The sequence below is a fragment of the Brachybacterium sp. YJGR34 genome, from assembly GCF_003347015.1.
In the GTDB taxonomy this organism is placed as follows: domain Bacteria; phylum Actinomycetota; class Actinomycetes; order Actinomycetales; family Dermabacteraceae; genus Brachybacterium.
The window spans coordinates 10,632-36,877 of the sequence record NZ_PNFB01000015.1; the positions used below are offsets into that span (position 1 = coordinate 10,632).

The 26,246-nt window shown below is 74.0% G+C and carries 22 protein-coding genes; 10 read left to right on the top strand and 12 right to left on the bottom strand.

Annotated elements, in window-relative coordinates:
* Positions 1–43 precede the first annotated feature (43 nt).
* From CXH06_RS12675 to CXH06_RS12695, 5 genes are read left to right on the top strand one after another with little or no spacing between them, the layout of a single operon-like run.
* Positions 44–1,195, top strand: coding sequence for a glycerophosphoryl diester phosphodiesterase membrane domain-containing protein (locus tag CXH06_RS12675; RefSeq protein WP_114855567.1), 1,152 nt, complete (start codon positions 44–46; stop codon positions 1,193–1,195).
* Positions 1,192–1,893 carry a DUF4129 domain-containing protein gene (locus tag CXH06_RS12680; protein ID WP_114855568.1) on the top strand — a complete coding sequence of 234 codons (702 nt, stop codon included), beginning with the start codon at positions 1,192–1,194 and terminating at the stop codon, positions 1,891–1,893. The genes CXH06_RS12675 and CXH06_RS12680 overlap by 4 nt, the downstream gene beginning before the upstream one ends.
* Positions 1,890–3,086: a DUF4350 domain-containing protein gene (locus CXH06_RS12685; RefSeq protein ID WP_114855569.1), complete on the top strand. Its 1,197-nt coding sequence runs from the start codon at positions 1,890–1,892 to the stop codon at positions 3,084–3,086. Before CXH06_RS12680 ends, CXH06_RS12685 begins: the two co-directional genes overlap by 4 nt.
* The gene (locus CXH06_RS12690) at positions 3,083–4,111 is read left to right on the top strand and encodes a MoxR family ATPase (protein ID WP_114855570.1); all 1,029 of its coding nucleotides are present in this window, start codon (positions 3,083–3,085) and stop codon (positions 4,109–4,111) included. The genes CXH06_RS12685 and CXH06_RS12690 overlap by 4 nt, the downstream gene beginning before the upstream one ends.
* A gap of 11 nt (positions 4,112–4,122) precedes the next feature.
* On the top strand, positions 4,123–5,421 hold the full coding sequence (locus tag CXH06_RS12695; RefSeq protein WP_114855571.1) for a DUF58 domain-containing protein: 1,299 nt from the start codon (positions 4,123–4,125) through the stop codon (positions 5,419–5,421).
* 211 nt (positions 5,422–5,632) lie between these two features.
* Here the strand turns inward: CXH06_RS12695 and CXH06_RS12700 are convergent, their stop codons facing one another.
* Entirely contained in the window at positions 5,633–6,628 is a 996-nt protein-coding gene (locus CXH06_RS12700; protein ID WP_114855572.1) for a stage II sporulation protein M, read from the bottom strand.
* Positions 6,629–6,744: 116 nt separating this feature from the next.
* Here CXH06_RS12700 and CXH06_RS12705 point away from each other — a divergent pair, with 116 nt between their 5' ends.
* Positions 6,745–7,596, top strand: a complete 852-nt coding sequence (locus tag CXH06_RS12705; protein WP_114855573.1) for an RDD family protein — start codon at positions 6,745–6,747, stop codon at positions 7,594–7,596.
* Positions 7,597–7,635: 39 nt separating this feature from the next.
* On the opposite strand, the gene CXH06_RS12710 is transcribed toward CXH06_RS12705, so the two are convergent.
* Together CXH06_RS12710 and CXH06_RS12715 are read right to left on the bottom strand one after the other, a co-directional pair.
* Positions 7,636–9,324, bottom strand: a complete 1,689-nt coding sequence (locus CXH06_RS12710; RefSeq protein WP_114855574.1) for a Trm112 family protein — start codon at positions 9,322–9,324, stop codon at positions 7,636–7,638.
* On the bottom strand, positions 9,317–9,682 hold the full coding sequence (locus CXH06_RS12715) for a DUF3499 domain-containing protein (RefSeq protein ID WP_232820346.1): 366 nt from the start codon (positions 9,680–9,682) through the stop codon (positions 9,317–9,319). The genes CXH06_RS12710 and CXH06_RS12715 overlap by 8 nt, the downstream gene beginning before the upstream one ends.
* A gap of 100 nt (positions 9,683–9,782) precedes the next feature.
* On the opposite strand from CXH06_RS12715, the gene CXH06_RS12720 reads away from it, so the two are divergent.
* Positions 9,783–10,238, top strand: coding sequence for a metallopeptidase family protein (locus CXH06_RS12720; RefSeq protein ID WP_114855576.1), 456 nt, complete (start codon positions 9,783–9,785; stop codon positions 10,236–10,238).
* A gap of 34 nt (positions 10,239–10,272) precedes the next feature.
* On the opposite strand, the gene CXH06_RS12725 is transcribed toward CXH06_RS12720, so the two are convergent.
* The 3 genes from CXH06_RS12725 to CXH06_RS12735 are packed head-to-tail and all read right to left on the bottom strand — an operon-like array spanning position 10,273 to position 15,667.
* Positions 10,273–11,901, bottom strand: a complete 1,629-nt coding sequence (locus CXH06_RS12725) for a DUF5719 family protein (protein WP_114855577.1) — start codon at positions 11,899–11,901, stop codon at positions 10,273–10,275.
* Positions 11,894–15,355: a hypothetical protein gene (locus CXH06_RS12730; RefSeq protein ID WP_114855578.1), complete on the bottom strand. Its 3,462-nt coding sequence runs from the start codon at positions 15,353–15,355 to the stop codon at positions 11,894–11,896. Before CXH06_RS12730 ends, CXH06_RS12725 begins: the two co-directional genes overlap by 8 nt.
* Before the next feature lie 12 nt (positions 15,356–15,367).
* Positions 15,368–15,667 carry a WhiB family transcriptional regulator gene (locus CXH06_RS12735; RefSeq protein WP_114855579.1) on the bottom strand — a complete coding sequence of 100 codons (300 nt, stop codon included), beginning with the start codon at positions 15,665–15,667 and terminating at the stop codon, positions 15,368–15,370.
* Positions 15,668–15,813: 146 nt separating this feature from the next.
* On the opposite strand from CXH06_RS12735, the gene CXH06_RS12740 reads away from it, so the two are divergent.
* A complete protein-coding gene (locus CXH06_RS12740) occupies positions 15,814–16,914 on the top strand; it encodes a coenzyme F420-0:L-glutamate ligase (RefSeq protein ID WP_114855580.1) in 1,101 nt (366 codons plus the stop codon).
* Complete coding sequence (locus CXH06_RS12745) at positions 16,911–17,603, top strand: TIGR03089 family protein (RefSeq protein ID WP_114855581.1); 693 nt, start codon at positions 16,911–16,913, stop codon at positions 17,601–17,603. The genes CXH06_RS12740 and CXH06_RS12745 overlap by 4 nt, the downstream gene beginning before the upstream one ends.
* A 9-nt stretch (positions 17,604–17,612) precedes the next feature.
* On the opposite strand, the gene CXH06_RS12750 is transcribed toward CXH06_RS12745, so the two are convergent.
* The 6 genes from CXH06_RS12750 to CXH06_RS12775 all read right to left on the bottom strand — a co-directional run bounded on the left by CXH06_RS12750 (position 17,613) and on the right by CXH06_RS12775 (position 24,711).
* The gene (locus CXH06_RS12750; protein ID WP_114855582.1) at positions 17,613–18,383 is read right to left on the bottom strand and encodes an ABC transporter ATP-binding protein; all 771 of its coding nucleotides are present in this window, start codon (positions 18,381–18,383) and stop codon (positions 17,613–17,615) included.
* A 13-nt stretch (positions 18,384–18,396) separates the two neighbouring features.
* A complete protein-coding gene (locus CXH06_RS12755; protein ID WP_114855583.1) occupies positions 18,397–19,323 on the bottom strand; it encodes an ABC transporter permease in 927 nt (308 codons plus the stop codon).
* Positions 19,320–21,422 carry a glycosyltransferase gene (locus CXH06_RS12760; RefSeq protein ID WP_114855584.1) on the bottom strand — a complete coding sequence of 701 codons (2,103 nt, stop codon included), beginning with the start codon at positions 21,420–21,422 and terminating at the stop codon, positions 19,320–19,322. Before CXH06_RS12760 ends, CXH06_RS12755 begins: the two co-directional genes overlap by 4 nt.
* 57 nt (positions 21,423–21,479) lie before the next feature.
* Entirely contained in the window at positions 21,480–22,637 is a 1,158-nt protein-coding gene (glf, locus tag CXH06_RS12765; RefSeq protein WP_114855585.1) for a UDP-galactopyranose mutase, read from the bottom strand.
* 191 nt (positions 22,638–22,828) lie between these two features.
* Positions 22,829–23,737 (bottom strand): glycosyltransferase, encoded by a 909-nt coding sequence (locus CXH06_RS12770; RefSeq protein ID WP_232820347.1) that lies wholly within the window; start codon positions 23,735–23,737, stop codon positions 22,829–22,831.
* The gene (locus CXH06_RS12775; RefSeq protein ID WP_157975731.1) at positions 23,734–24,711 is read right to left on the bottom strand and encodes a glycosyltransferase; all 978 of its coding nucleotides are present in this window, start codon (positions 24,709–24,711) and stop codon (positions 23,734–23,736) included. Before CXH06_RS12775 ends, CXH06_RS12770 begins: the two co-directional genes overlap by 4 nt.
* A 451-nt stretch (positions 24,712–25,162) precedes the next feature.
* Between CXH06_RS12775 and CXH06_RS12780 the strand changes: the two genes are divergently transcribed.
* Complete coding sequence (locus tag CXH06_RS12780) at positions 25,163–26,218, top strand: LCP family protein (protein ID WP_232820348.1); 1,056 nt, start codon at positions 25,163–25,165, stop codon at positions 26,216–26,218.
* Positions 26,219–26,246 lie beyond the last annotated feature (28 nt).

Sequence of the window (26,246 nt, forward strand, 5' to 3'; positions counted from 1 at the left end):
GGGGAGCGTCCCGCCGCCGACCTCACGACCAGCAGGAGGATCCATGAGCACGGGGTGGACCGCACCGGGGACGACCGGGACCGCAGCACCGTCCGGAGCCGAGCAGGTCGCCGACGACGGCGCGGGGATCGCGCCCCCGGCCGGGCCCGGGCCGACCCCCGGTCCCGGTGAGCCGCCGCGCGGCCCCCGCCGCGAGCTGGTGCAGTCCCTGCCGCTGTTCCCGCTGCGCCCGCTGGGACTCGGCGAGGTGCTCGGCGCAGCGGTGCGCATCTACCGCCTGCGGGCCCGGTCGGTGCTCTCGGTCTCCGCGATCGTCTACGGGATCGCCTTCGTCCTGCTGACCCTCTCCACCGGAGCCGGGATGGTGCCGATGGTGGGGGACATCCGCGCCGCGATGGAGGATCCGACCGCGGAGTCCAGCGCCTTCACCACCGTCGGCGACGGCGTGCTCACGGCCGTCAGCTGGGTGGTCACCATGGTCGTCTCGATCCTCTCGGCCGCCCTGGTGACGGTGGCGCTGACGAAGGTCTCGATCGGCGAGGCCACGGGCGAGACGGTCTCCACCGACCAGATGTGGGCGACGATGCGGCGCCGCGGCCTCCCCGCCATCGGGGTGAGCCTCGTCATCAGCGTCGCGGGCACCCTCGCCTTCGTTCTGGCCGCCGGCCTCGGCACGCTGCCGCTGCTGATCGTGCAGGAGGCGTCCGCCCTGACGATCATCCCGATCGTGGTGGGTGTGGGGCTGGGCGTGCTGGCGATCCTGTACGTCTGGGCGCGCACGATTCTCGCCGTGCCGGTGCTGGTCATCGAGGAGGTCGGGGTCGTGGCCTCCCTCCGCCGCTCCCTCGCGCTGAGCCGCGGGGGGCGTCTCTGGCGGCTGTTCGGCTCCGCCGTCCTGCTCTACGTGCTGTACATGTTCGCCGTGCAGATCGTCTCCGGCGTCCTGGGCACGGTCGCCTTCGTCCTCTACCTCGCGATCCTGCTGGCCACCGGAGGGCAGGCGCTCGTGCTGGGCATGGTGGTGATGACCGTCCTCATCATGGCCGGCGGCTACCTCGCGACCTTCCTGCTGGCCCCCTTCCTCTCCGCGGGCTACGTGGCGCTCTACGCGGACGCGCGCATGCGCCATGAGGCCTGGGACGTCGAGCTGACCCGCCGCGCCCGGGAGTCCTGGGCCCCCGAGGGCGCGCCGTGAGACCCGCCGGCCCGCCGCCCGTGGATCCGGACGAGGCACGACGTCGGATCCATGAGGAGCTCTCGAAGGCCGAGTACGACGACTCCCCCGGATTCATCGACTGGCTGCTGGGGACCATCGAGAGCTGGCTGCTGGAGATCGTCGACGGGATCGACGGCTCCTCCGCCGCCCAGGCGGGCATCGCCGTGGCGATGGGGGTCGTGCTCGTGGTCGCCGCCGTGCTGGTGCTGCGCCGCACCGGGTTGATCCGCCGCGGCCACACCCTCGCCGTCGCCGCCGAGCTCGACGCGCAGCCGGTGCTCAGCGGCGCGGAGCTGCGGGCGTCCGCCGGTGAGGCCGTCTCCGCCGGGCGCACCGACGACGGGATCGTGCTGGCGCTGCGCGCCCTGGTGCGGGACCTCGAGGAGCGCACCCTGCTCGACGTCACCGCCGGCATGACCGCGCACGAGGCCGCCGACCGCGCCGCCCGACCCTATCCGGAGCTGCGCGGTCGCCTCGAGCGCGGTGCCGACGCCTTCGACACCGCCGCGTACTCCCACCGCACCGCCACCGCCAAGCAGGCTGATGACCTCCTCCGCCTCGCCGAGTACATCGCGGACTCCGCCCCGGACCTCACCGGCCTCGGGACGACCGCGGACGCGGGCGCCGAGGATCCCCTGCACCCCCGTGACGCGGCCCCGACGGGGGTCGGCGGGTGAGCGCCGCCCTCGCTCCTTCGGCGCAGGTGCCGGGATCGGCGCCGACGCCGGCTCCGGCGCCCCGGCGCCGGCGGCACTGGCTGACCGTCCTGGTCGTGCTCGCGATGCTCGCCACGGTCGTCGTCTCGGTGTTCCGCAGCTTCTACCAGGACGGCCCGCTCGAACCCGGCGCTCCCACCGGGCAGGGCTCGAAGGCCGTGGTCCAGGTGCTCGAGGACCTCGGGGTGGACGTCCAGGTGCAGCGCCACACCGCCGATGCCGCCCAGTCGCTGCGCGAGGGGCGCACCGTCCTGGTCACCGATCCCACGGTGCTGCAGGGCGAGCAGCTCGACGCGCTGGTCGCGGCGCACGAGGCCGAGGGCTCGGGACGCCTGGTCCTGGTCCAGCCCGACTTCGTCACCCTCTCCTACTTCTCCTCCCGCCTGACACCCGGCGCGACGCTGGACGAGGCCACCACGCTCGAGGCCTCCCCCGGCTGCGGCGATCTCGCCCACGGCGCCCGCGCGCTCGCGGTGCCCGGTGAGGAGGGACTGCACGGGCGCTCGGTCCTGTACCGGCCCGTCGAGGGCGCCGACGGCTGCTTCACCGTCGACGGCGGCTCGCTCGTGGCCGAGGACGACGGCCTGCTGGTGCTGGGCAGCGCGGACCTGCTGACCAACGACGGCGTCGGAGCGGCGGACAACTCCGCGCTGGTGCTCAATGCGCTGGGCGGCGGCGGCGAGCTCGCCTGGTACGTGCCCTCCGCCACCGATCCGATGGGCACCGCCCCGCAGAGCATCGTCACCTACCTGCCCGACTGGGCCGCGCCCCTGGGGCTCTGGCTGATGCTGGTCGCCGGGATCGCCCTGCTGGCGCTGGGTCGGCGCTTCGGCCCGGTGGTGCTGGAGCCGCTGCCGGTGACCGTCCGCCCCCAGGAGATCGCGCTGGGGCGTGCCCGGCTGCTCCAGCGCGCCGGCGATCGCGACGCCGCCGCCACCGCCCTGCGCTCCGCCGCCGCGACCCGGCTCGCGGATGCGCTCGGGCTGCGCCACGAGCGGTCCCTGGACGGCCTGGTGGCAGCGCTCGCCGAGCACGTGGACCACTCGCCCGAGCAGCTGCGCGCGCTGCTGGGCCCCACCCCCGTCACCAGCGACCAGGACCTCGTGCGCCTCGCGCACGACCTCGACCGTCTCGAGAAGGAGATCGACCGATGACCGACCCCGCCCCGGGCCCCGCCGGCCCCGTCCCCCCTGCCGCTCCGGCCCCGTCGGGAGGCGGCGTCGATGTCGATCCGGACACCCGCGCCTCGCTGCAGCGTCTCGCCGCCGAGATCCACAAGGGCGTGGTGGGCCAGGACGCGGCCGTGACCAGCCTGGTCGTGGCGCTCCTGTGCCGCGGGCACGTCCTGCTCGAGGGCGTCCCCGGCGTCGCCAAGACCCTCCTGGTGCGCTCCCTGGCCGCGGCCCTGGACGTGCGGATGCGGCGCGTGCAGTTCACGCCCGACATGATGCCCGGCGACATCACCGGCTCCCTCATCTACGACAACACCACCAGCGACCTCGTCTTCCGCGAGGGCCCGGTGTTCACCAACCTGCTGCTGGCGGACGAGATCAACCGCACGCCGCCGAAGACGCAGTCGGCACTGCTCGAGGCGATGGAGGAACGGCAGGTGACCGTCGACGGCGCGAGCCGACCGCTGCCCGATCCCTTCCTCGTCATCGCCACCCAGAACCCCATCGAGTTCGACGGCACCTACACCCTGCCCGAGGCGCAGCTGGACCGCTTCCTGCTCAAGGCCGTGATGCCGCTGCCCGAGCGGGAGGTGGAGGTCGACGTGCTGCGGCGCCACGCCGGTGGCTTCGACACCACGGATCTGACGGCCATGGGGCTGCGCGCGGTGGCGGACATCCCCTCCCTGCACCGCGCCCAGGAGGACGTCTCCCGGGTGCTGGCCGAGGACCCGGTGGTCCAGTACATCGTGGACGTGTGCCGCGCCACGCGCCGCTCCCCGAGCCTCGCCCTGGGCGTCTCCCCCCGCGGCGCGATCGCCCTGCTGCGCACCTCCCGCGCCTGGGCCTATCTCGCGGGCCGGGACTTCATCACCCCCGACGACGTCAAGACGATGGCCCCCTCGACCCTCTCGCACCGCGTGCGGCTGACCACCGAGGCGGAGCTCGAGGGCACGCAGGTCGAGTCCGTGCTCGCCGCGACCCTCGCCTCCGTCCCGGTCCCCCGCTGAGGCCGGCGTCCATGAGGATCTCGCTGACGCCCCGCGCGGCCCTGGTCGCGCTGCTCGCGCTGCCCGTGATCGTGCTGTGGCCGCTGTGGTGGGTGCTGCTGATCCTGGTCGCGCTCTGGGCGCTCGTGGTCCTCGCCGATGCCCTGCTCGCCGTGGACCCGCGACGGATCCGCGTGCGACGGGAGTCGCCCACCCAGGTGCGTCTGGGCAGCACGGTCAGCGGACGGCTGCTCCTGACCAACCCCGGCTCCCGCTCCGCCTCCCTCGAGGTCCGCGACGCCTGGAACCCGACGGCCGGGCTGGCCTCCCAGCGCAGCGCCGTGCAGGTGCCCGCCCACGAACGGCGCGCGATCGGCCAGGAGTTCACCCCCACCCGCCGCGGCCGGCACCGGTCCCGGGCCGTGCTGGTCGCCTCGCGCGGTCGGCTCGGCCTGGCCCGGCGCACCGCCCGGGCCGACGCGCCCGGCGAGATGCTGGCCCTGCACCCCTTCGGCTCCCGCCGCCACCTCCCCTCCCGGGTGCAGCGGCTGCGGGAGATCGAGGGGCTCGCGGCGATCCACCAGCGCGGGCAGGGCACCGAGTTCGACTCCCTGCGCGACTTCGTGGACGGCGACGACGTGCGCTCGATCGACTGGCGCGCGACCGCCCGCCGTCGGTCGGTGGTGGTGCGCACCTGGCGTCCCGAGCGGGACCGGCACGTGCTGATCGTCGTGGACACCTCCCGCACCTCGGCCGGTCGACTCGGCGACTCGACCCGGCTGGACGCCGCCTTCGACGCCGCCCTGCTGCTCACGGCCCTCGCGGGGCAGGCCGGCGACCGCGTCGACCTCCTCTGCGTGGACCGCATCCCCCACGTCTCGGTGCTGGGATCCACCCGCACCACGGTGCTCCACGACATGGTGACCGCGACGGCGGCGGTGGACCCGGCGCTCGTGGAGACCGACTGGGAGCTGGCCGCGAGCACGATCGCGGCGCGGGCCCGACGCGGCTCCCTGGTGGTGCTGCTCACTCCGGTCGAGGCCGCGGCGGTGCACAGCGGTCTGCTGCCGGTCGCCGCGCGCCTGGCGAAGGACCATCCGCTGGTGCTCGCCTCCGTCGCCGATCCCGCCCTCGAGGAGCTCGCCGCCGGCCGCGGCGAGCTGGAGGCGGTGTACCGGGCGGCCGCGGCCGAGCAGGCGCGGGCCGAGCGCTCCGGTGTCGCCCATGCGCTCGAGCGGGTCGGCGCCCACGTCGTCGACGCCCCGCCGGACCGGGCCCCGCAGGCGCTCGCCGACGCCTACCTCGCCCTGAAGGCCGCCGGCCGGCTGTAGCTCGGGCACAGCGCGGCGCAGCGCGGCCCGGCCAGGCGCGGCCCGACCCGCCCGGCGCAGAGAAAGGTGCGCTCTCGCACCAGATCCGGTCGTCAGATGGTTCGGATACGCACCTTTCTGGGCATTCTGAGCCGCTGTCCGCTCGCCGCTGCGGGTCCCCGGTGGCCTCCCGGCCGGGCACCGCCGGAGCGCCGCGGGCCCTGCAGCTCGCTCATCCCGCGGTCGCGACCCGCGCGCCGACCAGGTCCTCGGCGAGGTCGCCGGTGATGCCGGCACGGTGGACCTGCCGACCTCGGCCCAGCATGAAGACCAGGAAGGCCGCCCAGGCGAGGACCCCCAGGCCCACGCGCACCGCCGGCGGGAGCGCACTGGGCGTCACGAAGGCCTCCAGGAAGCCGGAGACCAGCAGCACCGGCACCAGGCCGATCGCGACCGTGACCAGGGAGCGCGCTGCCCGGGAGAGCGCCCAGAGACGCGGCACGGGTCCCGGCCGGACCCAGGCCCAGAAGGTGCGCAGCCCGGCGCCGGCGCCCACCAGGACCGCGGTCATCTCGAGCAGGCCGTGCGGCAGCAGGTACACGAAGAAGGTGTCCAGCCCGCCGTAGGCGCCCATCACCCCCGCGGACAACCCGATGTTCAGCCCGTTCTGCACCAGCATGATCACCGGCCAGATGCCGGTGACGCCGAAGACGACGGCCTGGACGGTGATCCAGGCGTTGTTCGTCCACACCTGGGCGGCGAACCCCGAGGCCTCTCCCTGGAAGTAGTAGGCGACGAAATCGCGCTGGGCGAGCGCTCGCTGCTGCGCCTCGGGCAGGACGAGGGAGCGCGCGGTGGAGTCCATCCCGAAGTAGAAGCCGGTGACGACGGTGACCAGGAGGAACAGGCCCGCCGCGAGCGCGACCGCCCATCGTGCCTCGTACAGAGCGGCCGGCAGGTCCTCCCAGAAGAAGGTGCGGGCGTGCTTCCACAGCGGGGTGCGGTCGCCGGTGATGCGCAGGCGCGCCCGGTGCACCAGCAGGGAGAGCCGGGCGGTCAGCGCCGGATCGGGGTTGGTCGAGCGCACCGTGGACAGGTGGGTGGCGGTCTCCTGGTAGAGAGCCAGCAGCTCGTCGATCTCGGCCGCGTCGAGGGACCGCCTCCGGGTCAGCTCCTGGAGACGGTCCCACTGCGGCCGGTGCACGGCGATGAAGGCGTCGGTGTCCACCTGACCAGCGTAGGTCCGTGCCCCGCTGCGCAGAGCCGACGAAAGTCGGAGGCCCGGGCGTCGGAAGCCGACGCTCGACGCTGACCGTGATCCGGCGCGGCTGTCAGGATGGCCCCATGACGACACCGGGTGCCGCCGCGCAGGTCTCCGACCCTGCCGGTCGCGATGCGCTGATCACGGGCGATGCCGTGCTGCTGGACCTGCGCACCGCCTCCTTCGCGGTGCGCATGGTCTCCGCCGCCCTCGACGGGGTGCTGCAGCTGTCGATCCTCATCGGCGGGAGCATCGCGATGGCCTGGATCGCGGCACGCTCCGGTGCCGACGACGGCCTGATCGCCGCGGGCATCGTGTCGATGTCGGTGCTGGCCTACGTCGGCTATCCGGTGCTGTGCGAGCTGCTGCTCAAGGGACGCTCCGTGGGGCGCCTGGTGATGGGCACGCGCGTGGTGCGGGACGACGGCGGCCCGGTGCACCTGCGCCAGAGCCTGCTCCGCGCGGTCATGGCGATGCTGGAGATCTGGGCCACCTCCGGGGCGATCGCCCTGACCTGCTCGGTGATCGACCGCAGGTCGCGCCGGGTGGGCGATCTGCTGGCCGGCACCATGGTGATCCAGGAGCGGATGCGCGATCTCGAGCCGCGCCGCGCGGAGGTGCCCGCCTCGCTGCGCTCCTGGGCGGGATCCGCGGACGTGGGCCGGCTCCCGCTGACGCTGATGCAGGACATCCGCTCGTTCCTGCCGCGCGCGACGACGATCAATCCCGAGTCGCGGCGGCAGCTCTCGCGGGACCTGCTGCACCGCACCCTGCCCCATGTCAGCCCGGCGCCGCCGCCGGGCACGGACCCGGAGGAGTTCCTCGCCGCGGTCCTCGCCGAGCGCTCGCGCCGGGACGAACAGAGGCTGCGCCGCGCCCAGGCGCGCTCCCACGAGCTCTCCGCCGAGGTCCGCACGGTGCCGTTCACCGCGTGATCGCGGGGCCGGCCGCCGTCCCGTGCGGCGGCCGCCCGCTCAGAGGGGGCCCGGCGCCTCGTGGCGGCCGGCGATGAGCACGGGGATGCCGTCCTGGACGGGGTGCACGCGGGAGCAGGCGGTGCACTGCAGCGCGGCCTCGACGTCCCGCAGCTCCCCTCCGCAGTCCGGGCAGCGCAGGATCGAGCGCACCCAGCCGGGCACGTCCGCACCGCTCGCCCCCGCCGGCAGGGCAGCCGGGGCCGTGGCGGTACCCGCGGCGCCGGCGGGACGACCGCCCGCGGCGCTCTCCTCGCCGTCCTCGAGGATCGCGAGGATCTCGTCACGCCGACGTTCCATGGTGGCCTCCTGGGCGGCCTCGACGTTCAGCCGCAGCAGCGGCTCGGTGTTCGAGGAGCGCAGGGAGAACCACCACTGCTCCTCCGGCGGGAGCTCCGGGCCCCAGTGGGTGACGGTGAGGCCGTCGAGCTCGTCGATCTCCACCCCCGGCAGCGACCGCAGATGCTCGCGCACCCGGTCGCGAGCGGCCTGCGCATCGGGGACGCGGGTGTTGATCTCCCCGCTGGCGGCATAGGGATCATGTGCCGCGACCAGGGCGGAGGCCGGGCCGTCGGACTCTGCCAGCGCCGCGAGCACGTGGAGGGCGGCCAGCATGCCGGAATCGGCGGAGAAGAAGTCCCGGAAGTAGTAGTGCGCGGAATGCTCGCCGCCGAAGACGGCGTCGCGCTCGGCCATGATCCGCTTGATGAGGGAATGCCCCACGGGGGTGCGGACCGCTTCGCCGCCCGCGGCGAGGATCGCCTCGGCCACGTGGCGCGAGGAGACGAGGTTCGCGACCACGACGGGACGCTCCTCGCCGGCCGCCCGGGCGCGGGCGATCTCCCGCTGGGCGATCAGCGCGGTGATCGTCGAGGGCGGGACGGCGGCGCCGCGCTCGTCGAGCACCACGCAGCGATCCGCATCGCCGTCGAAGGCCAGCCCCAGGTCCGCGCCCTCCCGGGCGACGGCCTCGCGCAGATCGCGGAGGTTCTCGGGATCCAGCGGGTCCGCCGGGTGGTGCGGGAAGCGGCCGTCGAGCTCGAGGTGCAGGCCGATGAGCTCGATCCCCGCCAGATCGCCGAGCACCGCGGGCGCGGTGAGCCCGGCCATCGCGTTCGCGCCGTCGACCACCACCCGGAGGGGACGCGAGGCGGGGATCTCGACCAGGGAGCGGAGCGTCGCGACGTAGTCGGGCAGGGTGTCGATCCCCTCGGCGCGTCCCTCACCGTGGCGGGGGATCTCCCCGGCGGCGAGATAGGCCTCCGCGCCGCGGCGGATCTCCTCGAGCCCGGTCTCCCGGCTGATCGGGCGGGCGCCGGGCAGGCACAGCTTGAGGCCGTTGTCCTCGGCGGGGTTGTGGGAGGCGGTGACCATCGCCCCGGCCGCCCGGTGCAGCCCGGAGGCGCAGTACAGCTGGTCGGTGGAAGCGAGGGAGGCGTCGGCGACGATCGCGCCGCGGCGCACCGCGCCCTCGATGACCGCGGCCGCCAGCTCGGGCGAGCTGAGGCGCATGTCGTGGGCGACGACGATCTCGGGGTCCTCGAGGTGGTCGGCGAAGGCGGCGCCGATCGCCCGCGCCACCTCGACGGTGAGCTCCGTGCCGGCGACGCCGCGCACATCGTTGAGCTTGACGATCCCGCGCAGGTCATGGATGCGGGGCCCGGGCAGTGCGGCGGAGCTCTCAGTCATCCGTGCTCCGCACCACCTGCAGGTGGCGGGCCGGCGCCGGGTCCGCGCCGGCGCGGACGGTGGAGCGTTCGCTCCGCGCCGCAGCGGGCGCGGGGGCGTCCTGGCCGTCCCGCCGGCGGACGGCATCGGCGAGCGCGAGCAGATCGTCGGTGGCCTCCTCGCCGCCGGCCACGCGGAGCAGCTCCCAGCCGCGCGGGGCGGTCATGCGCGAGGCGTGCTCGCGGCAGAGGTCATAGGCGTGGGGCTCGCTGAGGCGCGACAGCGGTCCCAGCACCGCCGTCGAGTCCTCGTACACGAAGGTCAACGAGCTGACGGCCGGCTGTGCGCAGGCAGTCCGGGAGCATTCTCGAGCAGGCACTCCTGCAGTGTACGCAGGTCCGCCGACGGCCCGTCGGCGGCGCGCCCCGCCTCCGACGAGGCGCGCGCCACGACGGTCCCGCTCCCGGTAAGGTGCGTCCATGGATGTCGAGCCGCTCCGCGCCGCGTCGCCGGGCCCCCGCCCGGAGCCCCGTCGCCGGGACCGGCGCGGACGGGGGCGGCGCTTCGACCTGATCCCTCCGCACCTGCCGGGCTACCGCACGCGCCGCGAGCGCTTCGACGACCTGGTGACCGATGCGGGCGCGGCCCTCGCCGAGCGCTTCCCCCGCCGTCTGGCGCACCTGCAGGTGCTCGTCGAAGAGGTGCCGCCCGCCGATCCGGCCCCCTGGGAGGACGCCTCCGTGCTGTTGGGCCGGGTCATCCCGCCCTCGCGCGAGCATCCCGCCCGGGTGATCCTCTACCGACGTCCGCTGCAGACCCGCTGCGCGAGCGAGCAGGACCTCGAGACGCTGGTGCGGCAGGTGCTGTCCGAGCAGATCGGCTCGCTGCTGAACATCGCCCCCGAGGACGTCGATCCCGGCGCCTGGGACGAGTGAGACGGACGGGCCGTCGCCGGGGTCCGCCCCGTGGTCAGTCCGCCAGGCGCACGGTGACCTCGTCGCCGCCGTCGCGATCGGCCAGGACCGGCAGCGCGGAGAGCATGGTCCCGCCGTCGGCCGCGGTCTCGCGCTGCATCCAGCCGGCGTGCACCGCGCCCGGGACATCGGGCACGAGGGTGACGGCGGCCGCCGAGTCCCCGTCGATCCGCAGCTGCTCGGCGGCCACCGAGGTGGAGGCGTCCTCCGCGAGGTCGACGGTGAGCGGCTCCCCGGCCGAGCCGTCCGCGGCGACCGGGATCACGGTGACGGTCGCTTCGGAGGTGGCGCTCAGGGTCAGCGCGCCGTAGGCGCCCTGGGCCGGGAGGGCGAGCAGCGCATGGGCTCTGATCGCCGCCGCCGGGGAGACCAGCGCGAAGTCGACGGGAGCGTCGACGGTGTCCCCCGGCAGGTCCTCGCCGGTGCGGCTGCTGCGGGTCACGGCGGTCACCGGGTCCTCCGCGCGGACGCTGACCGTGTAGGTGCCCTCCGCGAGCCCCGTGAGCGGCGCGCGCACCACGGAGCCCGCCGGCAGCTCGAGGTCCGCGATCGCGGCCTCCTCGACCGGGCCGTCGGGACCGGAGACCTCGACCGCGGCGGTGGTGTCCGCGCCCTGGGGGTTGGCCAGCACCAGGATCGGGTCGGTGCCGGCGACGTCGACGCCGGGCATGACCTGCTCGGTCGCCGCTGCGGGGAGCGGAGAGAGGATCTCCGCCCCGCCGGGGGTGAGGCCCTCGCGCTCGGTGGTCTGGACGAACATCCCCAGCGGGGCGCCCAGCACCGAGACGTCCACGCCCACGGCCTCCTGGCCGGGGGCGATGGACTCCAGCAGGACCCGCTCCTCGGCGCCCGGGGCGATCACCACCTGGCTGCGACCCTCCATCGCGGCAGGGCCCTCCTCGGTCCAGACCTGGACCGAGGCGGTCGCCGGCCGGGTGCTGGGGTTGCGCAGCACCAGCTCGGAGCTGTCGCCGGTCGCCGTGGAGAGCCCGAGGAAGGAGGCGGAGGTGCTCGGCTCGTCGCAACGGCTGGTCACGAGCGAACGGTAGTCGCCCTGGCGGGTGTTGGTGGACTGGACGACGTCGGCGACCGGGCGCCCGCCCTGCGAGGTCGCGGCGTCCACGTGCGGCGCCCCGTCGACGCCGCGCAGGGACTGCACCGCCACGCCCAGGTCCTGGGCCTCGGAGGCATCCTCGAGGACGGTCCCGTCCTCGCCCTCGGCCGTGATCGAGGGGGCGCGGACGGTGCCGTCGTCGTCCTGCAGGGTCTCGGAGCCGCTGACGGTGCCGAACAGCAGCGAGGAGGCTGGTTCGACGGCCACCGACCGCAGGGAGATCGCATCGGTGGGCGGGACCACGGAGAGCTCGGGGTCCGCCCCCGCCTCGAGCACCGCGTCGGGGACCTGCAGCGGCCCCGGGCACCACCGGGTGCTCGCGCCCGGCTGGGCGGCGGCCTCCGCACGTGTCACGGGCACGGGATCAGGAGCGGGAACGGTCGCCACCGCGCCCGCGGCGAGGGCGAGCGGGATCAGCGAGGCCAGCGCGAGCAGCGGGCGCACCGGTCCGCGCCGCGGCGCGCGCAGGTCATCGTGCTCGTGGTCGGGGTGGAGCGTGTTCTCAGCCATACATCTCCTCCGCCGTCCGCGTGCGCACGCGCCACGGGATCGCGATCAGGGCGGTCAGGGCGACGGCGGCATAGAGCAGGATCTGCCAGAGCAGGCGGGCGGGCTGTTCGCGGTGGACGTCGATCTCGCCGCCCTCCCCGGCCGGGACCACGAAGCCCTGGGCCCATCCGTCCACCTCGACCGGGGTGAGCGCGGCGCCGTCGAGGGTCGCGCGCCACTGCGTGTCGTGGCGCTCAGAGAGGATCACCGTGCGCTCGGCATCTTCGACCGGGACCGTGCCCGAGGCATCGATGACCCCGCTGGCCAGCGCGACCGGCGAGGCACCGCCGGTCACGACCGCGCGGGGCGAGGCGTCGAGGACCCGCCACATGCCGCCCTGTGCGCCCTCGGTCACCTTCTCCAGGGCCGTGGAGCTGTCGAGCTGCTCGCGCAGCAGGGCCTGTTCCTCCGGGTCGCCCTGGACGACGACGTAGGCGATGGCCTGCGTCGCGGCGTCCTCCTCCGTCGTCGCGGCGCCGTCCGAGAGCAGCCCGGCGACGGTCTCGCGCAGCGCCGCCGAGGCCGGATCGCCGTCGAGGTCCTCCCCGGCGGCGACGGTGTCGACGTCGCGCGCATCGGCGATCACGGCATGCTGGATGACGCTGTCCCCGCCCTGGACGACGAGGCCCGCCTCCACGGCGCCGTCCTCCTGCTGCTCGAGCACCAGCACGCGGGACCGTGCCTCGGTGCGGCCCTGATCCGCCGCGGCGGCGGGCACCTCGCCGCCCTCCACCCGCTCCACGCGCAGCTGCCCGGGCAGCAGCAGGGTCCATCCGGCGACGGAGACCAGGCAGACCGCGGCGATCACCGTGCCGACGACGCCGGTCACGGCACGGCGGATCCGGCGGTCGCCGGCCTCGCGACGGGCGAGGGCGTCGAAGGACGCGGTGGCCCCGATGCCCAGGGCCAGGAGCGCGGCGCTGAGCACGCCGTGCAGCGGCGAGGTGACCAGCTCCTCGCCCAGGACCGCGGTGCGGACGGAGCGGACGGCGAGCACGGTCAGCACGACCAGGGCGGTCGCGAGCAGGCTGAACCGGCCCACGCGGCCGGCGGCGCCGGCCAGCAGCGGGGCCAGGAGCGCGCCGAGCACGACCGGGGCGGCCGGGAGCAGCGGCAGCAGCATCGCTCCCGTGGTGCCGACCAGCGGGATCAGCTGCTCCGTGAGCCCCGGCGCGACGGGCCACAGGCCCAGCAGGTCCAGCGGGGTCGCGCTGCCGGGGGCCGGCGGCACCCCGGACACGGCCAGCAGGGCCCGGGGATGGCCGAGGTAGAGCGGGAGGTACGGGGCGTGCAGCGCGAGCGTGGGCACCACGACCCACAGCAGGCGACGTCGCCTCCCGGGCACGGCGGCGGCGAGCAGCACGAGCGCGAGCATCACCAGCAGGGCGAGCACGGGCTGGACCGCGCCGATCACCAGCAGCAGCAGGCCGGCGGCCGCTGCCGCGGAGACGCTGGCCTGGGAGATCTTGTGGGGCAGCCCGATCGCGCGGCCGACGGCGAGAGCGAGGAGCGGGAGCAGGGTGTGGACCAGCAGCAGGGGCCAGGCGCCGACGGCGAGGGCGGCCAGCAGCGGCGGCGCCAGCGCCCAGACGGTCGCGATCACCAGGCGCGCCCCGACGGCGCGGGTCAGCGCGCCGGAGGCCCACCAGGCGAACAGCGCGCTCGCGGGGAGGGCGGCGAAGATCAGCGTCTCCACGAGCAGGGACCCGCTGACCGGGAGATGGCCGAGCAGACGGACCAGGGCGTCGCCCGGACCGCGCTCCCCCAGGCCGCCGGGGATCCAGCTGCTCCAGGCGGCGGACCACAGCGCCGTCCAGTCGTCGGGGACGGCGCGCAGCCCCGGGCCCTGCAGCTCCCCGCGGCCGAACAGACCGCGCAGTCCGAACAGACCCAGCACGGTGGCGGCGAGCGCCACCACCGCGGTCCACACGATGTGGCGCCCGTAGTCGGCGTCGTCCAGGCCATGGCGGGTGCCGGCGACCCCCCAGGTAGTGTGGCGGATCCGGCGCTGACGGTCGTCGTCGGCGAAGAGCCGCGTCCAGGTGTCGTCGACCCGGCGGCGAAGCCCCTCGCCGCGCGGCAGGTAGAGCGGTGCGAGACGACCGCGCGGCACGCGGGCGCGGCGGCGGTCGCGCAGTCCGCGGGCGAGCACGCGCCGCACCCGGGGCATGGCCTCCGCCCAGGCGCGCAGCTCCATCGCCGCGGTGCGCGGGGAGGAGGCCGCGATCGCGCCCATCATCCGCAGCAGCGTCGCGAGCGGGAGCAGCAGGAGCGTGACCAGGGCCGCCGGAAGGGGCCGGTGCTTGAGCAGCACGAGGATCCGGCCGGTGCGCTGCTCCTGCAGTCGCTCCAGGCGCGGACGGGTGGGCAGCGGATGCAGCACGCGGGCCTCGGCCTGGACGGCCACCCGCTCGCCGGAGCGCCACACGCGCTGGCAGAGGTCGATCTCCGCCCAGGGGGCGGGGAGATCCGGATCGAGCCCGCCGACGTCGCTCAGGGTCTGCTCGCGCACGAGCATCCCGGGCAGCGCGACGGCGAGCACGTCGTGCCGCCAGTCCGCCTGGCCCTGATCGATCTCCCCGGGATCGACCCCGGTGATGATCCGGCCGCCGTGGGAGAGGGTGAGGCCGACGTCGACCAGGACGTCCGCGCTCTCGGCGGTGTGGGCGGGGTCCTCCCCGGCGGCCTCGGCGTCGACGTCCGCGACGACGTCGGCGGAGTCGCCGCGCTCCGAGGTCGGAGGCACGGCGGCCTCGCCCGGGCTCACCCGCTTGGCGCCGACCACCGCCGTGTTCGGCGACTCCTCGAGGATCGTCAGCTGATGGGCGAGGGCGTCGCGTGCCGGGGGCGATCCGTCGACGACGAACCACAGCCATGACCGGTCGGCGGCCCCCTCGGCGAGGCCGACGCGGCGACCCGAGCGGTGGCGCTCGTCCCGGAGTCGCTCGGGGACCAGTGCGAGGTCCTCGGCCCGCTGGGTGCGCTCACGCTCGATGGCCCCGGGGTCGACGGCGCGGGCGCGACGCCCACGGCGCCGCGCGCTGTCGCCCCGCCCCGCGGGATCGCTCGGCACGGAGTCCTCGTCCGCCGGGCCGGCCGAGCCGTCGTGCTCCTGATCGTCCTCGTCCGCTCCGGTGCGTTCGTCGGTGCGACGGGAGATCAGAGCCAGCGCCTCGCGCACGGTGCCGGCACGGCCGAGGGCGGCGGAGACGGTGAGCAGCTCGTCGGCGCGGGAGGAGCTCACGTCCTCCTCGACAGCGCCGAGGACGTCCTCCGGCAGATCGGAGGGGGCGACCACCACGACGGCATCGGCCGGGCGGGTCTGCCCGCCGAGTGCCGCCAGGGTGGCGCGATGGGTGAGCGCGGTCGTCGACCTGCTCAGCAGGACGACGGCGGTGACATGGCGCGCGCTCACCGGGTCATGATGTCAGACCACCCGGCGCTTGAGCTTGCGACGCTCGCGCTCCGACAGTCCGCCCCAGATACCGAAGCGCTCATCGTTCTCGAGGGCGTACTCGAGGCATTCCGCACGGACCTCGCAGGAGACGCACACCTTCTTCGCCTCGCGGGTGGAGCCGCCCTTCTCCGGGAAGAACGCCTCCGGATCGGTCTGTGCGCACAGGGCGCGCTCCTGCCAGGTCAGCTCCGCGTCCTCGGAGTCCTGACCCACGAGGTCGAGCAGGGACAGCTCTGCCCGCGCGTCGTCGTCGACACGATCCTCGTCCATCGCCACCACTCCTTCCGCTGCTGGATCGACCACCGACGGGCCGTTCGGGCTCTAAAGTACACCCGTGTAGTTACGGTGCGTCAAGCGGTCTCGGCGCATCATCGTGCACGCCTCCCCACCTCGCCGTCCTGGAAGGACAGCCTCCCATGAGCGCATCGACCGCGCAGGCCACCCCGTCCTCGCCCGACCCGGGCCCGGAGGGAGCGGTCGCCGTGCTGCCGGTGCGCGGGCTCGGCGAGATCCGCGAGGGCGACGATCTCGGCGCTCTCCTCGCCACCGCTCTGCGCCCCATGGACCCCCGCCCCGGCGACGTGCTGTGCCTGTCGACCAAGATCGTCTCCAAGGCGCTCGGGCTGCGGGTCGGCCCCGCCGAGCGCGAGGAGGCCGTGCGCGGGGCGACCGTGCGCCTGGTCGCCCGCCGGCTCCACACCCACCGGGTCACCTCGGTGGTGCAGATCGCCTCCGGCCCCGTGATGGCCGCCGCCGGGGTGGACACCTCCAACGCGCCGGACGGCCCGCTGCTGCTCCCGGAGGACCCCGATGCCTGCGCGCGGCGGCTGCGCCGTGCCCTGAGCGCCGCGCTGGGCGTCGAGATCGGCGTGCTCCTCACGGACACCTCCTCACGGGTCTGGCGGGTGGGCGTGGGGGACATCGCCCTCGGGGCCGACGGGGTCGCCGCGCTGGAGGATCTGCGCGGCGGCGTCGATGCCGACGGACGGCCGCTGACCGTCACGGTCCGCAACCTCGCCGACGAGCTCGCCGCCGCCGCCGATCTCGTCAAGGGCAAGGCGAGCGGAGTGCCGGCCGCCCTGGTGCGCGGGGTGGCCGGCGCCACCGCCGGCGACATCCCCGCCCGGGACCTCTCCCGCACCGGCGAGGACGACTGGTTCCGTCGCCCGAGCCTGGAATCGGTCTGGGTGGCCCTCGGGCTCGCTCCCGGCCAGGAGCCGATCGCCCGCATGTCCCCCGAGCCCGTCGCCGAGCGCATCGCACGGGCCCTCGAGGTGGCCGCGATCCCCCGCGCCGGCGGGCCGGCCTCCACGGCCGTCGTCCGCCCGCGTCCCGCGGGCGAGGAGACGGCCCCTATCGTGGTGGAGGCCGCCGATTCCTCCGCGGAGGCGCTGATCGAGGCGGCGACCCGCGCCGAGCGGATCCGCACGGCGCTCCGGGCGGAGTCCCTCGGCGCCCCGCTGCCGCCGATCGACGTCGAGATCGCCGTCCCCGACACCCAGGAGGACCCCCGATGACCGCAGAGACCGCCGGGACCGGAACCCGCCTGCTGCAGGCCCTCGAGCATCGGGGGCCCGCCCCCGTGCTCGCGTGGCACGGCGAGGCGTCCCGCATCGAGCTGTCCGGGCACGTGCTCGCCAACTGGGTGATCAAGTCCATCGGCCACCTCCGGGACGAGATCGCGCTCGAGGAGGGCGAGGAGGTGGTCATCGACCTCACGCCGCACTGGAAGCGCCTGGTGCTGACCCTGGCCGCCTGGTCCCTGGGCGCCGAGGTGACGGTGCTGGAGCCCTCCGCGCAGCCTGCGGGCACCGAGCCGGACGTGCCCGGGGCGCCGCGGGTGCTGGTCACCGACCGACCCGACTCCACGCTCGCCGGTGACGCCGACGAGGTCCTGGCCCTGCGCGCGGTCTCCCTCGCGCCCCGCTACGACGGCGAGCTGCCGGCGCTGGTCCACGACTGGGTGGCCGAGGTGCGCTCGCACCCTGACCGTCTGGTCGGCCCACTTCCCGCCTGGAGCGGACCCGCCCCGCGGCCCGCCGCCGCGGACGGCCCGCCCGTCCCCCGGCTGCTGGTCGACGACGACGGCCTCGGCGCGGCTCCCGCGGCGCTCGGCGCGTGGCTCGCCGGCGGCGGGATCGTCGGCCCCGCGGCGTCCGTGGACCCGCACCGCGCGGAGCAGGAGGCCGTGACCGGCCGCGCCTGAGGCGCCGCCTCAGCTGGCGCGGAGGGTCGACACCGCCGTCGTCGGATCCCCGTCGAAGATCACCGTCCCCTTGGCGAGCACGACGATCCGGGTGCACAGCTTCTCGAGCATCTCCAGCTCGTGGGAGACCACCACCATGGTGCGGCCCGCCTTCTGCAGCTCGCGGATGCGCTCGAGGCACTTGCGCTGGAAGGGCTCGTCCCCCACCGAGAGGATCTCGTCGACCAGGAAGATGTCCGGGTCGGTGTGCACCGCGACGGAGAAGGCGAGCCGCAGGAACATCCCCGAGCTGTAGTACTTCACGTCGGTGTCGATGAACTCCTCGATCTCGCTGAACGCGACGATCTCCTCGAACCGCTCCTCGATCTGCTCCCGGGACATGCCGAGGATCGCGCCGTTGAGGTACACGTTCTCGCGCCCGGAGAGATCGGGGTGGAATCCGGCGCCCACCTCGATCAGCCCCGCCACCCGACCGCGCAGCAGCACCCGGCCGCTGTCCGGGAAGAGCACCCCGGAGATGGTCTTGAGCAGCGTCGACTTCCCCGAGCCGTTGAAGCCGATCAGGCCCACCGTCTCCCCCGCGTGGACGGTGAGGTCGACGTCATCCAGGGCCAGGAACGAATCGGCGAGCTTCTTGCGCTGCAGCGCGGAGAACACCAGCTCCTTGAGGGAGTGGTCGTGACGCAGCGCGAACTGCTTGGTGACGTTCTGGACCCGCACCATCTCCCGATCGGTCGGGACCGCGGCGGATTCGGGGACGGACTCGATCCGTGGGCTCATCCTCGCTCCCTCCTCACAGTTCCTGCGCGAAGCGCCGCTTGGAGCGCTCGAAGACGATGGTGCCGACCACGAAGGTCGCCACCGCGATCAGCAGACCGGCCCACCACAGGCCGAAGGGCTCGCCCGGGGCGGTGAGCGTGGGATCGCTCGGCACCCTCTCGACCACCGAGGCCCCGTACCGCCAGAACGCGACGTGGAACAGCTCGACGACGATGGTCAGCGGGTTCAGCTGGTACAGCCACCACCAGATCGTGCCGCCGATCGACTCCTCGACCATGGAGATGCGGTACAGCACCGGGGAGAGCCAGGTGGCGACCATGACGATCAGGTCCACGAAGTTCTCCACGTCGCGGAAGGCGGCGTTCAGCGCGGCGGTGATCATCCCCAGCCCCATGGTGAACACCAGCAGGATCGTCATCCCCAGGCCGAAGGCGACCAGGCTCGTCGGCGAGGGCAGCCAGTCGAACAGCAGCGCCCCGACCACGAGCACCAGCAGCTGCGGGAGGAAGTGGACCAGCGCGACGATCATCGAGGACCAGGGGAACAGCTGGCTGGGCAGGTAGATCTTCGAGACCAGCGCCTGGTTCCCGGTGATGGACCGGGTGGCGTTGCCGAACACCTCGCCGAACAGGTTCACCACGACGATGCCGCTGAAGAGGTAGACGGCATAGGCCGGGGTGCCCTTGGACAGCTGCAGGAAGACGCCCAGGGCGATGTAGAAGACGATGAACTGCACCGCGGGCTTGACGTAGCTCCACAGCATGCCCAGCGCGCTGCCGCGATAGCGGACCCGCAGCTCCTTGCGCACCAGGAGGCGCAGCAGGAAGCGCTCCCGGACGGGGTTCAGCCAGCCGGCATCCTGCCCGGGGCCGCGCCACCCCTCGGCCTGCTCGGCGCGGGTGGGCCGCTGCGCCGCGCGGAGCGCTCCGTCCCCTCTCACGCCGCGGTGCTCCCGGAGCCCCCTGCGCCCGCGTCCCGGTCGCGCTCGCGCACGGGCGCGGGATTCTCGGCGAAGGTCCGCTCCCACTCCGCGAAGGAGGTGATGCGCTCGCACGCGGCGCGGTACTGGGTGCGCAGCTCGTTCCAGCGTCGGTGCAGCTCGACGTGGGCGGTGATCGCCTCGGAGAGCATCTGGCGCACCTGGCGGGGGTCCCGCTTGTACCAGGAGACCTGGGTGCCCTCCGCGTTGGAGACCAGGGCGCTGTCGTAGGCGGACAGCCGCCACCACTTCGCGTCCAGGTGCGGGATCGCGGCCTGCGGGTGCTCCGCCGCGCGGGCGGTGGGCGGCGCCAGCAGCTGCTTGGCGAGGGTCTTCACGGTCCAGGCCGGCAGCATCAGCCGGCGGGGCTGGGTGAAGGGGCGGCCCTTGCGCGGCGGCTTGTCGACGTGGACCGCCGGGTAGAGGTCCTGGTCCTTCTTGGCGACCGCGTCGTCGAAGTCCGCGGCCATCGCGCGGATCTCCGGCAGCCGCGCACCGATCGAGGGGTGCAGGGCGTCCGGCCCCTCGAGCACGTCGCGCTGGGCCATCAGGCGGCCGGCCTCCGTGTAGTACTGCATCGAGATCAGGTGCTTGACGTCCATGAACTGCGATTCCTTGACGACCCGGCCGCCGCGGGCGTACGGGGAGTGCAGCAGGGCGGTGATGATGCGGTTGCGCTCGTGGAAGTAGGCCTGCCAGCCCACCAGGTCGTCCTTGTCCACCCAGCTCATGTGCCACACCCCGGCGCCCGGCAGGGAGACCGTCGGGTAGCCCGCCTTCTTCGCGCGCAGACCGTACTCGGCGTCGTCCCACTTGATGAACACCGGCAGCGCGAGTCCGATGGCCCGCACCGTCTCGGTGGGGATGAGGCAGCTCCACCAGCCGTTGTAGTCGACGTCCGCGCGGCGGTGCAGCCACGGGGTCGAGCGCAGCGGGTCCAGGGCGAAGTCGTGCCCCATCTCGCCGCCGGGGCTCGCGATCGCCGGCTGGATCCGCCAGGGGTCGACCACCTCGCCGAAGGTGTGCAGCACCGAGCGGTTGTTGAGGTCGAACATGTGGGCGCCGACGAGGGTGGGCCGGGTGGCGAAGTCCGCGAAGGTGGTCAGGCGGATCAGGGACTCCGGCTCGAGGACGATGTCGTCGTCGCAGTTGATGACGTAGGTCGCGCTGCCCTCGGTCGCGGCCTCGTACATCCCGCGGGAGAAGCCGCCGGAGCCGCCGATGTTGCCCTGTTCGATGATCTGCAGCTGGTCGCCGAGCGACTCCTGCAGGGGCGCCAGCTCCTCGGGGTGATCGGTGAGGCGGTCCGATCCCTGGTCGATGACGTACATGACGCCCAGCAGCTGCCGCAGGTCGGGATCCTCGGCGACCGTGCGGATGTTCTCCAGGCAGTACTCGACCTTGTTCATGGTCGTCATGGAGATCGAGAAGGTGCCCTCGGTGCGGGCGAGGTCCTCGTCGGCCGTCCACTCCGCGGACAGCACCGTGAGGTCCTCGTCCCCGGCGTAGGCGTCGAACCAGTACCATCCGCCGTCCCCGAAGGCCGTCAGCGGCAGCTCGAAGTCCTGGGTGCCGCTGCCGGCGACGGTGCGGGAGACCTGCCGCTGGAGGGTGCCGCGGGCGGTCGACCGCATGATCACCAGGTGACCGCTGCCGATCGTGCGGATCCGCAGCCGGATGCTCCGCACCGGGGTCCAGCGCCGCCAGTAGCTGGCCGGGAACGCGTTGAAGTAGGTGCCGAAGGAGCGCATGGTGTGCGCCGGGATCTGCACCGAGTGCCGCTCGTTGAGCTCGCTGATGTCCACCGCGGCGGTCGACGTGCCGCGGCCGGCGGCGCCGGGATCGGCCGTGGGCACGGTGCGGTCGGGATTCCCGCCGAGGCCGAAGGCGCCTCCCGTGGCGCCGGAGCGCGCGTCGGCCGCCTCGATGTAGAGGGGGACGATGTCAGGGCTCGCCTCGACCGGCAGGATCAGACGCTGCAGCACGCGCTGCGGGACGGCCGTCGCCTGCGCGGCGTCCTCGGCGGGTGCTGGTGCCGTGGTGGCGGTGGTGGCGTTCATGGTGCTCCTCGTCGGCGCTCGTCGGGGCCCCGCGCACGGCGCGGCGGGGCGGGGCGGTCACGCCCTCAGCAGGTCCGGCAGCTTGTTGTCGGCCATCGAGAGCGCGGCACCGATGGCCATGTGCATGTCCAGGTACTGGTACGTCCCCAGGCGCCCGCCGAACAGCGTGCGCGGCTCGGCCTCGGCCAGCTCGCGATACGCGACGAGGGTCTCGCGGTCCGTCCCGGAGTTGATGGGGTAGTACGGCTCGTCGCCGCTCTCGGCGAAGCGCGAGTACTCGCGCTGGATCACCGTGGCGTCGGTGGGGTAGTCGCGCTCGGGGTGGAAGTGCCGCGGTTCGATGATGCGGGTGTAGGGGACCTCGGCGTCGGCGTAGTTCATCACCGAGGTGCCCTGGAAGTCGCCGACCTCCAGGTGCTCGGTCTCCAGGTCGATCGTGCGCCAGCCCAGCTCGCCGCGCTCGTAGTCGAAGTAGCGGTCGATCGGGCCGGTGTACACCACCGGCAGGCGGCCGCGCACGGCGTCCTTGTTCAGCGGCTGGGAGGTGTCGAAGTAGTCCGTCTCCAGGCGCACCTCGATGTTCGGGTGGTCGGCCATCCGCTCGAGCCAGGCCGTGTAGCCCTGGCGGGGCAGGCCCTCGTGCTTGTCGTTGAAGTACCGGTTGTCGTAGGTGTAGCGCACGGGCAGGCGGGAGATGATCGAGGCGGGCAGTTCCGTGGGGTCGGTCTGCCACTGCTTGCCGGTGTAGTTCTTGATGAACGCCTCGTACAGGGGACGCCCGATGAGCGAGATGCCCTTGTCGTTGAGGTTCTCCGGGTCCGCTCCCGCGAACTCGCCGGCCTGCTCGGCCACCAGGGCGCGCGCCTCGTCGGGCGTGAGCGCGGAGCGGAAGAACTGGTTGATCGTGCCGAGGTTGATCGGCATCGGGTACACCACGCCCTGATGGGTCGTGTACACCTTGTGCTGGTACCCCGTGAACTCGGTGAACCGGTTGACGTACTCCCACACCCGCGGGTTCGAGGTGTGGAAGAGGTGGGCCCCGTACTGGTGGACCTCGATGCCGGTCTGCTCGTCGGCGGCGGAATAGGCGTTGCCGCCGATGTGGGGACGACGGTCGATGATCGTCACCTTCGCGCCGTGCTCGGCGACGGCGCGCTCGGCGAGGGTGAGCCCGAACAGGCCGGAACCGACGATCAGGAGGTCAGGAGTCGACACGGAGGGTCCTTTCGAAGCGAGCGGAGGGTCCGCCGGGGACGCGTTCACAGTAGCCGAGCGCGCCCGGGCGGGGAGCACGACGTCCCCGCGCGCCCGGCGGTGTGTCGACGCTCATGCCGCCGCCCTTGGATCCCCCACACCCTGGTCACCCGGTGTTCACCTGCGGTCGTCCCCCCGTTCACGTGACCGTGTCACCGGTCCTCGACCGTGAGGTCCGGATCCGGGGCGGGGCGACCGGCGGACCCCTCGACCACGCGCCGGTAGCCGATGCGCCGCATCCAGCCGGGCGCAAAGCGGTACGCGCCGCGCATCGCGAGGTTGCGCAGGAAGGTCGCGGGGGTGGTCACGCGGTCGCGCGCCATCTGCCACTGCAGCCGCACGTCGCTGGAGAAGAGGCGCCAGCCGCCGCGCCGGGCGAACAGCTCCTCGTCCACGCGGTAGTCCACGAGCACCTCGGCCAGGTTCCCCATCCGGGCGCCGCCCAGCATCATCCGCTCCCACAGCCAGTAGTCCTCCAGCAGGGGGAGGTCCCGGTAGCCGCCGACGGCGAGCGCGACCGAGCGTCGCAGCACCACCGTCGGGTGATGGAAGGGGCTGTGGTACGGCAGGTACTCGACGATCTCCTCGTGCCGCAGGGGGCGGCGGCGCAGCGGCCCGCGGCCTCGCGGCACCCGATCGCTGAACTCCTGCATCCCGGCGCCGAGCAGATCCAGCGGCCGAGGGTCCTCCTCCGTGCCGTCCATGCGCGGGATCTGGAGGGCGAAGCGCTCGGGACGGCACAGGTCGTCGCTGTCGGCGCGGGCGACCAGCTCGTGCGGGGAGGCCTCGAGCCCGTCCTGCAGGGCGGCGGCCACGCCCCGATGCCGGTCGTGGCGCAGCACCTGCGCCGGACCGAACTCCCCCGACTCCACGCGGGCCACGAGCGCCTCGAGGTCCTCGGGCAGCGGCCCGTCGACGGTCAGGAGCAGGAGGTCCGGGGCCAGCTGCTGCTCCCGGGTCGCCGAGGAGAGCGCGATCTCCACCCGGGAGGCGCGGTCCCGGCCCCACAGCGGCATCAGCACCGAGAACGGGGCGGAACGGCCCGGTGCGTCGCTGGTCACCGTCCCGCCGCCCGATCGATCGCGCGGACATCACCGGCGACCTCCGGCTCGCCGCTGAGCACCACGGCCGTCGGGCGCGGACGGCGCCGCACCGCGGCGAGCAGACCCCGCAGCCCCACGGGGACGAGAGCCCCTCGATGGCGCAGCAGCTGTCGACCCCAGGCCACGGCCGTGCTCCCGCCGTGCAGCACCTTCTCGAGCGGCGAGAAGGAGTCGGTGCGCAGCAGCGCCCACAGCCGGTTGCGCACGTCGTAGTAGAAGCGGGACCCCGGGGAGGCCTGCGCGTTCGAGAACAGCGCGGTGCGATGCTCGACGACGGAGCCGGGGACCTGCAGGCCGCGGCCGCGGCGCAGCAGTCGCCCGGTGTGCTCGAAGTCGTCGGACCAGATGAAGTAGTCCGCGTACGGCAGGCCCAGCCGGCGCACGTCCTGACCGTTGAGCAGGGCGGAGACGTAGCTCGCGGTGCGGATCGGCCGGCCGCCGGCCCGCGCGGCGTCCCGCTTCTCGCGGGAGCTCACGAAGAGCCGGGTGCGCTGGGTGTTCATCGGGTGGTCGCGGCCGTCGGTCCAGACCGCCCGCGAGCTGAGCACGGACAGCCGCACCGGCGAGGCCTCGAGCGCGCCGAGCAGCGCGCCGAGCGCCCCGGGGCGCGGCACGGTGTCGTCGTCCATCACCCAGATCCAGTCGGCGTCGTGGCGCTGCAGCGCCCGGGCGATGCCGGCGGCGAAGCCGCCCGCCCCGCCGACGTTCCGCCGCAGGTGGACGACGTCCGCGCCCAGCGGGTGCTCGTCCGCGACGGCCCCGCTGCGATCCGTGGAGGCGTTGTCGATGACGACGACGGCGTCCGGCACGCGGTCCTGGGCGGCGAGACCGTCCAGGCACTCGCCCAGCAGCTGCTCACGGTTGTAGGTGACGACCACGGCGACGACGACCGCGGAGGACGCCTCGGGGTGTGCGGTCGCGGAACGGGGCATCCGATCTCCGTCGGGTGCGGGCTGATTCACTGCGCCTCCTGCGGGGTGGTGACGGCCGCCGCGGCGGCGCCCCTCCAGTGTACGGAGCGAGGCTGGACGGCCGCGGAAGGCGCATGAGGGCGGTGTGAAGGTTCCAGGGAGGTTCTCGTGACGGAGCCGCCGCGACCCGGGCGGCGCCGACGCGCATCGCCGCGGGGCCGCTACTCTGTCCAGCGCCGCACGCGTCCCGGGCACCTCGGACCCGCCGGACGATGCGGAGCACGAGACGTCCGCACGCCGCACGGTTCCGACCGGGAAGGAGACAGCAGTGAGCGATCAGCAGCCACCGCGCTCCCCACGTCCGGGAGGTCCCCGCCGGCCCCCCGCCAGCCGCGCCCGCGCCGGGGGCAGCGCCCGTCCGGTCCCGGGCACCTCCGATCCACGGGGCGGGGCCGGGCCGCCGCGAGCCCGGGTGCCCACGAGCAGACACCGGGAGGAGGCCCGCGGGAGCGCGACCCCCGCCGGAGCGCTCCCCCCTGAGGACGCCGGCGGGTTCCCTCCCGACGGACCGCCTCCTCCGCGCCGGCCGCGGCGCCGCTCCCGCGTCCCGCGCCCCGTCCGCCTGGGCATCACCCTGCTGGCGCTGGTGCTCGTGATCACTCTGGGATGGGGCGCTGGGCTGACGGTGTGGGCCGACAGCCGCATCGAGCACGTCGACGCGCTCTCGGACGCGGAGAACACCCCCGGCACCACCTATCTCATCGCCGGCTCCGACCGGCGCGACGGGGAGGCGGTCGGGGACGACGGCACCGAGGGCGCTCGCACCGACACGATCATGCTCCTGCACAAGGCGCCGAACGGCTCCAGCTACCTCATCTCCCTCCCCCGCGACACCCTGGTCGACATCCCCGGCCACGGCGGGTACAAGCTCAACGCCGCCTACGCCTTCGGCGGAGCCCCGCTGCTGGTCGAGACCGTCGAGCAGTTCACGGGGCTGACCATCGACCACTACGTCGAGGTCGGCTTCGACGGCGTCGCCGAGGTGGTCGACGCGGTGGGGTACGTGACCCTGTGCGTCGACGAGGACGTGGACGACGAGAAGTCGGGTCTGCACATGACCGAGGGTTGCCACGACGTCGGCGGCGAGGAGGCGCTCGCCTTCGTGCGCGCCCGGTACTTCGATCCCACGGCCGACATGGGTCGCCAGCAGCGTCAGCAGCAGTTCATCGCGGCACTCATGGACCGCGTCCTCTCCCCCGCGGTGATCCTGAACCCGATCACGCAGGTCCGCCTCGCCGGTGCCGGCTCCGATGCTCTGACCACCAGCGACGGCACAGGGATCGTCGATGTGGGCCGGATGGGTCTGACCGCGAACCGCGCCATGGGCTCGGGCACGTACGCGATCCCGATCGAGGATCCCGAGTACCAGACCAACAACTCGGGCGTCGCGATCCTCACCGACGAGGAGGACATCGCGACCTTCTTCGACGCCGTGGAGGACGGCTCCGCGCAGCCCGAGGAGGGCTGAGCGCGGGGGCGGCGGCCCGCCGGGCCGC